Here is a 6,748-nt window from a genome sequence, read left to right on the forward strand (position 1 = left end):
GCCCGCCTCCGGAGGGTGAGTTTTCGCTTACTGATCAGGAACCACTATGTCTCAATTCTTTTTTAACCAGCGCGCCAGCCTCGTTAACGACGTGATCGAGGGTACCATTATTGCCAGCCCGTGGAACAACCTCGCCCGCCTGGAGAGCGACCCGGCGATCCGTGTAGTGGTGCGCCGCGATCTGAATAAAAACAACGTGGCGGTGATTTCCGGCGGCGGCTCCGGCCATGAACCGGCGCACGTCGGCTTTATTGGTAAAGGCATGCTGACCGCCGCGGTCTGCGGCGATCTGTTCGCCTCGCCGAGCGTCGATGCGGTACTCACCGCGATTCAGGCGGTGACCGGCGAGGCGGGCTGTTTGCTGATCGTTAAAAACTACACCGGCGATCGGCTTAACTTCGGCCTCGCGGCGGAGAAAGCGCGCCGTCTTGGCTACAACGTGGAGATGCTGATCGTCGGCGACGATATTTCGCTGCCGGATAACAAACAGCCGCGCGGCATCGCCGGGACCATTCTGGTGCATAAGGTGGCGGGCTATTTCGCCGAGCGCGGCTTCAACCTCGCCACCGTCCTGCGTGAAGCGCAATACGCCGCCAACCATACCGCCAGCATCGGGGTGGCGCTGGCCAGCTGTCACCTGCCGCAGGAAGCGGAAAGCGCGCCGCGCCATCAGCCCGGCCACGCCGAGTTGGGGATGGGCATCCACGGCGAACCGGGAGCCTCGACGATCGCGACCCATAACAGCGCGGAAATCATGCAGATTATGGTAGAGAAGCTGACCGCCGCCCTACCTGAAACCGGCCGCCTGGCGGTGATGCTCAATAATCTCGGCGGCGTGTCGGTGGCCGAGATGGCGATTCTGACCCGCGAGCTGGCCAATACCCCACTCCATGCACGCATTGACTGGTTGATTGGCCCGGCTTCGCTGGTAACGGCGCTGGATATGAAAGGCTTCTCGCTGACCACTATCGTGCTGGAAGAGAGCATCGAAAAGGCGCTGCTGTCGGATGTCGAAACCGCCAGTTGGCAGAAGCCGGTGCAGCCGAGGGCTGTTAATATCATGCCGTCCGCGCTCGCCAGCGCACGCGTCGTCTTTACGCCATCGGCCAACCCGCAGGTGGGCGATTACGTGGCGCAGGTGACCAGCACCCTCTCCGGCCTCGAAACCCATCTCAACGCGCTTGACGCCAAAGTGGGCGACGGCGATACCGGCTCCACTTTCGCCGCCGGCGCGCGTGAGATTGCCGCTCTATTGCAACGCCAGCAACTGCCGCTCAATGATTTACCCACGCTGTTCGCGCTAATTGGCGAACGCCTGACGGTGGTGATGGGCGGCTCCAGCGGCGTATTGATGTCGATTTTCTTCACCGCCGCCGGGCAGAAGCTGGAGCAAGGCGCCAGCATGGTGGAAGCGCTGAATGCCGGTCTGGGGCAGATGAAATTTTACGGCGGCGCCGATGAGGGCGACCGGACGATGATTGACGCTCTACAGCCGGCGCTGGCGGCGCTGCTGGCCGAACCGGATAATCTGCAGGCCGCTTTCGCCGCGGCGCAGGCCGGCGCGGATCGCACCTGCCAGTCGAGCAAAGCCGGCGCCGGACGCGCCTCCTATCTCAATAGCGAGAGCCTGCTCGGCAATATGGACCCCGGCGCCCACGCGGTGGCGATGGTGTTTAAGGCGCTGGCGGAACGCTAAGCCTCACCCGGTGGCGCTGCGCTTACCGGGGCGACATAACACCATTGAAAGGTAGCCCGGAGAAGGCGCAACGCGCCGCCATCCGGGTTTACCACACTGCCGATTATTTGCTATGCCAGTACGCCTGCGAACGCACCAGTTGCTGATCGATACTCGGCTCCTCAAAGCGCGCCAGCAGCGATTTCACCACGCCGCCTTCTCCGGTCAGCCAGATAAAATAATCTTCTGACGGTACCTTAACCTGCGCCAGCCGCTCGGCGACGAACGCCGGGTTGTGGCCTACCACCCATTCGATATTAAAGCCGTCGAGATCCGCCAGATAATCTTTATACGAAGCATCCGCGACGGTGACGATGGCCGTCACCTGCGGCGTCACCGGCAGCTGACGTAATCCCAGCAGGCGACGGCGCAGCGCCGGCATGCCCGACTCGTCACAGACATAAAGCTGCCAGGCGTAATCTTCCGGCACCACCAGCGAGCCGCGCGGCCCGCCGATCACCAGCGTATCACCCACTTGCGCTTCCAGCGCCCAGCGGCTGGCAATACCGCCATCGTGGATATAAAAATCGTAGGCCAGCTCGTGGCGTTCTGCATCGTACAGCGGCGTGTAGTCGCGGGTCGCCGGGCGCACGCCCTCGCCCCAGTTAATGCCTTCGTCGGTCACTTCCGGCGGCGTAAATACGCTGCCCGCCTGCGGGAAAAACAGTTTGGTGTGGTCGTCAAAACCTTGTGAAACAAAGCCATCCAGCGCCTCGCTCCCCAGCACGATCCGCTGGAACGCCTGGCCGATACGCTCAACGCGCAGCACGGTTAATTCGCGAAAACGTAGTTCGTTACGCACGCGCTGCGGATATTTTGCTTGTTTAATTGTGGTCATCCGTCGTCGCCTTGTTGAAGGGTAAATAGATATATCTAAACTCAGTGCAAATGATAATGATTGCCATTAATGAAAATGGCAAGTTTTTTTTGATATAAATTACAGGAAAGCTTCATCAAAGCTAAAAACAACAATAAATCAATTAATATCAACCAATTATAAATTATACATTGTCTTTTTTTACTATTTAGATATAAATTAGATATATCAAAAATATGCAGGAGAACTGATGCGACATCATCACGAAGAAGGCCACGGCGAACAGGGCCGTCGCGGCGGCGGACGCCGCCAGCGTTTCTTTGGCCACGGCGAATTGCGCCTGGTGATCCTCGATATCCTTTCGCGCAACGCCAGCCACGGCTATGAGCTGATTAAAGAGATTGAGGCGCTGACGCAAGGCAATTACAGCCCCAGCCCAGGCGTTATCTACCCGACGCTCGACCTGCTGCAGGATCAGGGATTGATTAGCGTAGAAGAGGAAAATGGGCGTAAAAAAATCGCTATCACTGAAGAGGGACGCCGCCTGTGCGCCGAAAGCGGCGAGCAGTTAAGCCAAATTCAGACGCGCCTGCAGGAACGCATGATCGGCTGCGAATTGCGCAAAAATCCGCAGATGAAACGCGCGCTGGAAAACTTTAAAGCGGTGCTGGACCTGAAGGTCAACCAGCAGAGCATCAGCGACGCGCAGTTGAAACAGATCATCGGCGTGATTGACCGCGCGGCGATGGAAATCTCCCAACTCGATTAACCTCTCGCACCACAATGGTTCCCAGGCTGCTCCATCACGCAGCGGCCTGCACCACCCCACGTCATACCGCTTCACACCCCAACGGCAGTTTATCTTGCAGCCTCAGGAATAAAACGTGCCAATATTTAAGTTATGAGATTAAATTTCGCACAATTGCGCCTTAACTTTGCGTTTATCCCGATTTTCATCGTCGCTGCCAGGCTGGCGTAATCCCTGCAATACTTAATTCAGTATCATGTGATACGCCCCCCCAGGAGCACATTTTGAACAGGTTACCTTCCAGCGCATCGGCTCTGGCCTGCAGCGCGCACGCACTGAATCTCATTGAGAAGCAATCGCTCTCCCATGACGAAATGAAAGCACTGAACCAGGAGGTGAGAGAATACTTTAAAGAACATGTGAACCCGGGGTTTCTGGAGTATAGAAAATCGGTCACAGCCGGCGGGGATTACGGAGCCGTAGAGTGGCAAGCGGGAGGGTTAAATACGCTTGTCGACACCCAGGGACAGGAGTTTATCGACTGCCTTGGTGGGTTTGGCATCTTCAATGTAGGGCACCGTAATCCAGTTGTGGTATCCGCCGTCGAAAATCAACTCGCGAAACAACCGCTTCACAGCCAGGAGCTGCTGGACCCGCTGCGGGCGATGCTGGCGAAAACGCTGGCGGCCTTAACGCCCGGCAAGCTCAAATACAGTTTCTTCTGCAACAGCGGCACGGAATCGGTGGAAGCGGCGCTGAAGCTGGCAAAAGCCTATCAGTCTCCGCGCGGCAAATTTACCTTCGTCGCCACCAGCGGCGCGTTTCACGGTAAATCGCTGGGCGCGCTGTCGGCCACCGCGAAATCGACCTTCCGCAAACCGTTTATGCCGCTACTGCCGGGCTTCCGCCACGTGCCGTTCGGTGATATCAACGCCATGCGTTCCATACTGAGCGAGTGCAAAAAAACCGGCGATGACGTCGCGGCGGTGATCCTTGAGCCTATCCAGGGCGAAGGCGGCGTGATCCTGCCGCCGGCGGGTTACTTACCGGCGGTCCGTAAACTGTGCGACGAGTTTGGCGCGTTGCTGATCCTCGACGAAGTACAGACCGGCATGGGCCGCACCGGCAAGATGTTCGCCTGCGAGCATGAAAACGTGCAGCCGGATATTCTGTGTCTGGCTAAAGCGCTCGGCGGCGGCGTAATGCCGATCGGCGCGACGGTAGCGACGGAAGAGGTCTTCTCGGTGCTGTTCGATAACCCATTCCTGCACACCACCACCTTCGGCGGCAACCCGCTGGCCTGCGCGGCGGCGCTGGCGACGATCAACGTCTTGCTCTCACAGAACCTGCCGGCGCAGGCGGAGCAGAAAGGCGATCTGTTGCTGGACGGCTTCCGTCAACTGGCGCGCGAATATCCGGATCTGGTGAATGAAGTCCGCGGGAAAGGCATGTTGATGGCTATTGAGTTTGTCGATAACGAGATTGGCTACAACTTTGCCAGCGAGATGTTCAGACAGCGGGTGCTGGTCGCCGGGACGTTAAACAACGCCAAGACGATCCGCGTTGAACCACCGCTGACGCTCACCCTCGAACAGTGCGAACAGGTGCTGAAGGCGGCGCGCAAGGCGCTGGCGGCACTGCGCATTTCGGTCGAAGAGACATAATTCACACCCGACCCTCTCCCGTCGGGAGAGGGTCTTTTCACGTTATACAATCCGCACGCCCGCCGGCATGGCGCGTTCCGGCGTCAATAGTACGCTTTCGCTTTCATCCTCGGTTTCCGCGCATAACAGCATGCACTCAGAAGTTTCGCCACGCATTTTGGCTTTCGCCAGATTACACAGCACCACCACCGTTTTCCCCAGCAGCTCCTCTTCGCTGTAGTAGGGCACCAGACTAGTGACCGTCTGCAGCGTACGGTCGCCGACATCAATTCGCGCGATGTACAGTTTGTCAGCATTGTCATGGCGCTTCACCTCGACAATCTTGCCGACGCGCATCTCCAGTTTGGCAAAATCAGCGTAAGCTACGGTATCCATCTCTCACCTCCAGTAAATTTTTACTAAAAGATAGCAAGTTTTTGCCGTTCGTCTGCATAATGCTGATAATAATGCTACTTCTGTCACGCTATCGCCGGGGAAAACAGCCCTCGCGCGCAGGCGTTTTTTACTGAAATAAGGTGCAGGACGCGACGCTTGCTTTACAATAGATGGGCAAACATGGGCAACGTCCGATAAAGGAAAAAGATGGCAACGCTAAAAGACATTGCGACCGAAGCGGGTGTTTCGCTGGCGACGGTTTCCCGGGTGTTAAACGACGATCCCACCCTGAACGTAAAAGAAGAGACCAAGCATCGCATTCTCGAGATTGCGGAGAAGCTGGAGTATAAAAGCAGCAGCGCGCGTAAAACGCAGGTCCTACCCGTCGGCCATCATCATATCCTGGCGCTGTATAGCTACCAGCAAGAGCTGGAAATTAACGACCCTTACTATCTCGCCATTCGCCACGGTATTGAAACCCAGTGCGAAAAGCTCGCCATCGAGCTCACCAACTGCTATCTCAATAACACCCTGCCCGAGCTGAAAAAGGTCACCGGCGTATTGATTATTGGCCAGCCGACGCGCGAGCTGCGCGAGACCGCCAGCGCGCTGACCGACAATATCTGCTTTATTGATTTCCACGAAGCCGGCAGCCCGTACGATGCGGTGGATATCGACCTGGTACGTATCGCTAAAGAGGTGGTCGACTTCTTTATCCAGCAGGGCGCGTCGCGCATTGGATTTATCGGCGGCCAGGACCAGCCCGGCAAGGCCGATATTCGCGAAGTGGCGTTTGTGGAGTACGGTCAGTTGAAGGGAGTGGTTTCAGCCGATGATATCTGGCGCGGCGGTTTTTCCAGCTCGTCCGGTTACGAGCTGGCGAAGCAGATGCTGGCGCAAGCGGAGTTTCCGCGGGCGCTGTTTGTCGCCTCGGACTCCATCGCCATCGGCGTGCTGCGCGCCATCCACGAACGCAGGCTGGCGATCCCTGAAGATATTTCGCTGATTAGCGTCAACGATATCCCCACCGCGCGCTTTACCTTCCCGCCACTGTCAACGGTGCGGATCCACTCCGAAATGATGGGCAGCCAGGGGGTGAACCTGCTGATCGAGAAGGCCCGCGATGGCCGCGCCCTGCCGCTTAACGTTTTTGTTCCCAGCGTGTTGAAGCTGCGCGGCACCACCCGTTAATCCAACCCCATCCCGGCGGCGCTGCGCTTGGCCGGGCTACCGGTCCTGGCCGGAACGCCATTCCGTAGGTCGGGTAAGGCGAAGCCGCTACCCGCATCCTGTTACCCGGCGGCGCTGCGCCTGGTCGGGCTACCGGTCCTGGTCGGAACGCCATTCTGTAGGCCGGGTAAGGCGAAGCCGCTACCCGCATCCTGTTACCCGGCGGCGCTGCGCCTGGT

General features: G+C 58.0%; 7 protein-coding genes. 5 read left to right on the forward strand and 2 right to left on the reverse strand.

What is annotated here, in order from left to right; all coding sequences use genetic code 11:
• Positions 1–46 precede the first annotated feature (46 nt).
• On the forward strand, positions 47–1,696 hold the full coding sequence (locus ABLU80_RS16230) for a glycerone kinase (protein WP_348850203.1): 1,650 nt from the start codon (positions 47–49) through the stop codon (positions 1,694–1,696).
• Positions 1,697–1,799: 103 nt separating this feature from the next.
• Here ABLU80_RS16230 and ABLU80_RS16235 read toward each other — a convergent pair whose 3' ends face one another.
• Positions 1,800–2,573 carry a siderophore-interacting protein gene (locus ABLU80_RS16235; protein ID WP_348850204.1) on the reverse strand — a complete coding sequence of 258 codons (774 nt, stop codon included), beginning with the start codon at positions 2,571–2,573 and terminating at the stop codon, positions 1,800–1,802.
• Positions 2,574–2,802: 229 nt separating this feature from the next.
• Here ABLU80_RS16235 and ABLU80_RS16240 point away from each other — a divergent pair, with 229 nt between their 5' ends.
• Both ABLU80_RS16240 and ygjG read left to right on the forward strand, forming a co-directional pair.
• Positions 2,803–3,321, forward strand: a complete 519-nt coding sequence (locus ABLU80_RS16240; RefSeq protein WP_020077887.1) for a PadR family transcriptional regulator — start codon at positions 2,803–2,805, stop codon at positions 3,319–3,321.
• A gap of 263 nt (positions 3,322–3,584) precedes the next feature.
• Entirely contained in the window at positions 3,585–4,964 is a 1,380-nt protein-coding gene (gene ygjG / locus ABLU80_RS16245) for a putrescine aminotransferase (RefSeq protein ID WP_020077886.1), read from the forward strand.
• A 42-nt stretch (positions 4,965–5,006) separates the two neighbouring features.
• On the opposite strand, the gene ABLU80_RS16250 is transcribed toward ygjG, so the two are convergent.
• Positions 5,007–5,339, reverse strand: coding sequence for a tRNA-binding protein (locus ABLU80_RS16250; RefSeq protein ID WP_020077885.1), 333 nt, complete (start codon positions 5,337–5,339; stop codon positions 5,007–5,009).
• Between the two features lie 207 nt (positions 5,340–5,546).
• Between ABLU80_RS16250 and ebgR the strand changes: the two genes are divergently transcribed.
• Together ebgR and ABLU80_RS16260 are read left to right on the forward strand one after the other, a co-directional pair.
• Positions 5,547–6,530, forward strand: coding sequence for a transcriptional regulator EbgR (gene ebgR, locus ABLU80_RS16255; RefSeq protein WP_348850205.1), 984 nt, complete (start codon positions 5,547–5,549; stop codon positions 6,528–6,530).
• 27 nt (positions 6,531–6,557) lie between these two features.
• Positions 6,558–6,748 (forward strand): hypothetical protein (locus ABLU80_RS16260; RefSeq protein ID WP_348850206.1); only part of this gene is annotated, 191 nt, incomplete at its 3' end.

It is taken from the genome of Klebsiella sp. CN_Kp104, from assembly GCF_040064515.1.
GTDB lineage: Bacteria > Pseudomonadota > Gammaproteobacteria > Enterobacterales > Enterobacteriaceae > Klebsiella > Klebsiella aerogenes.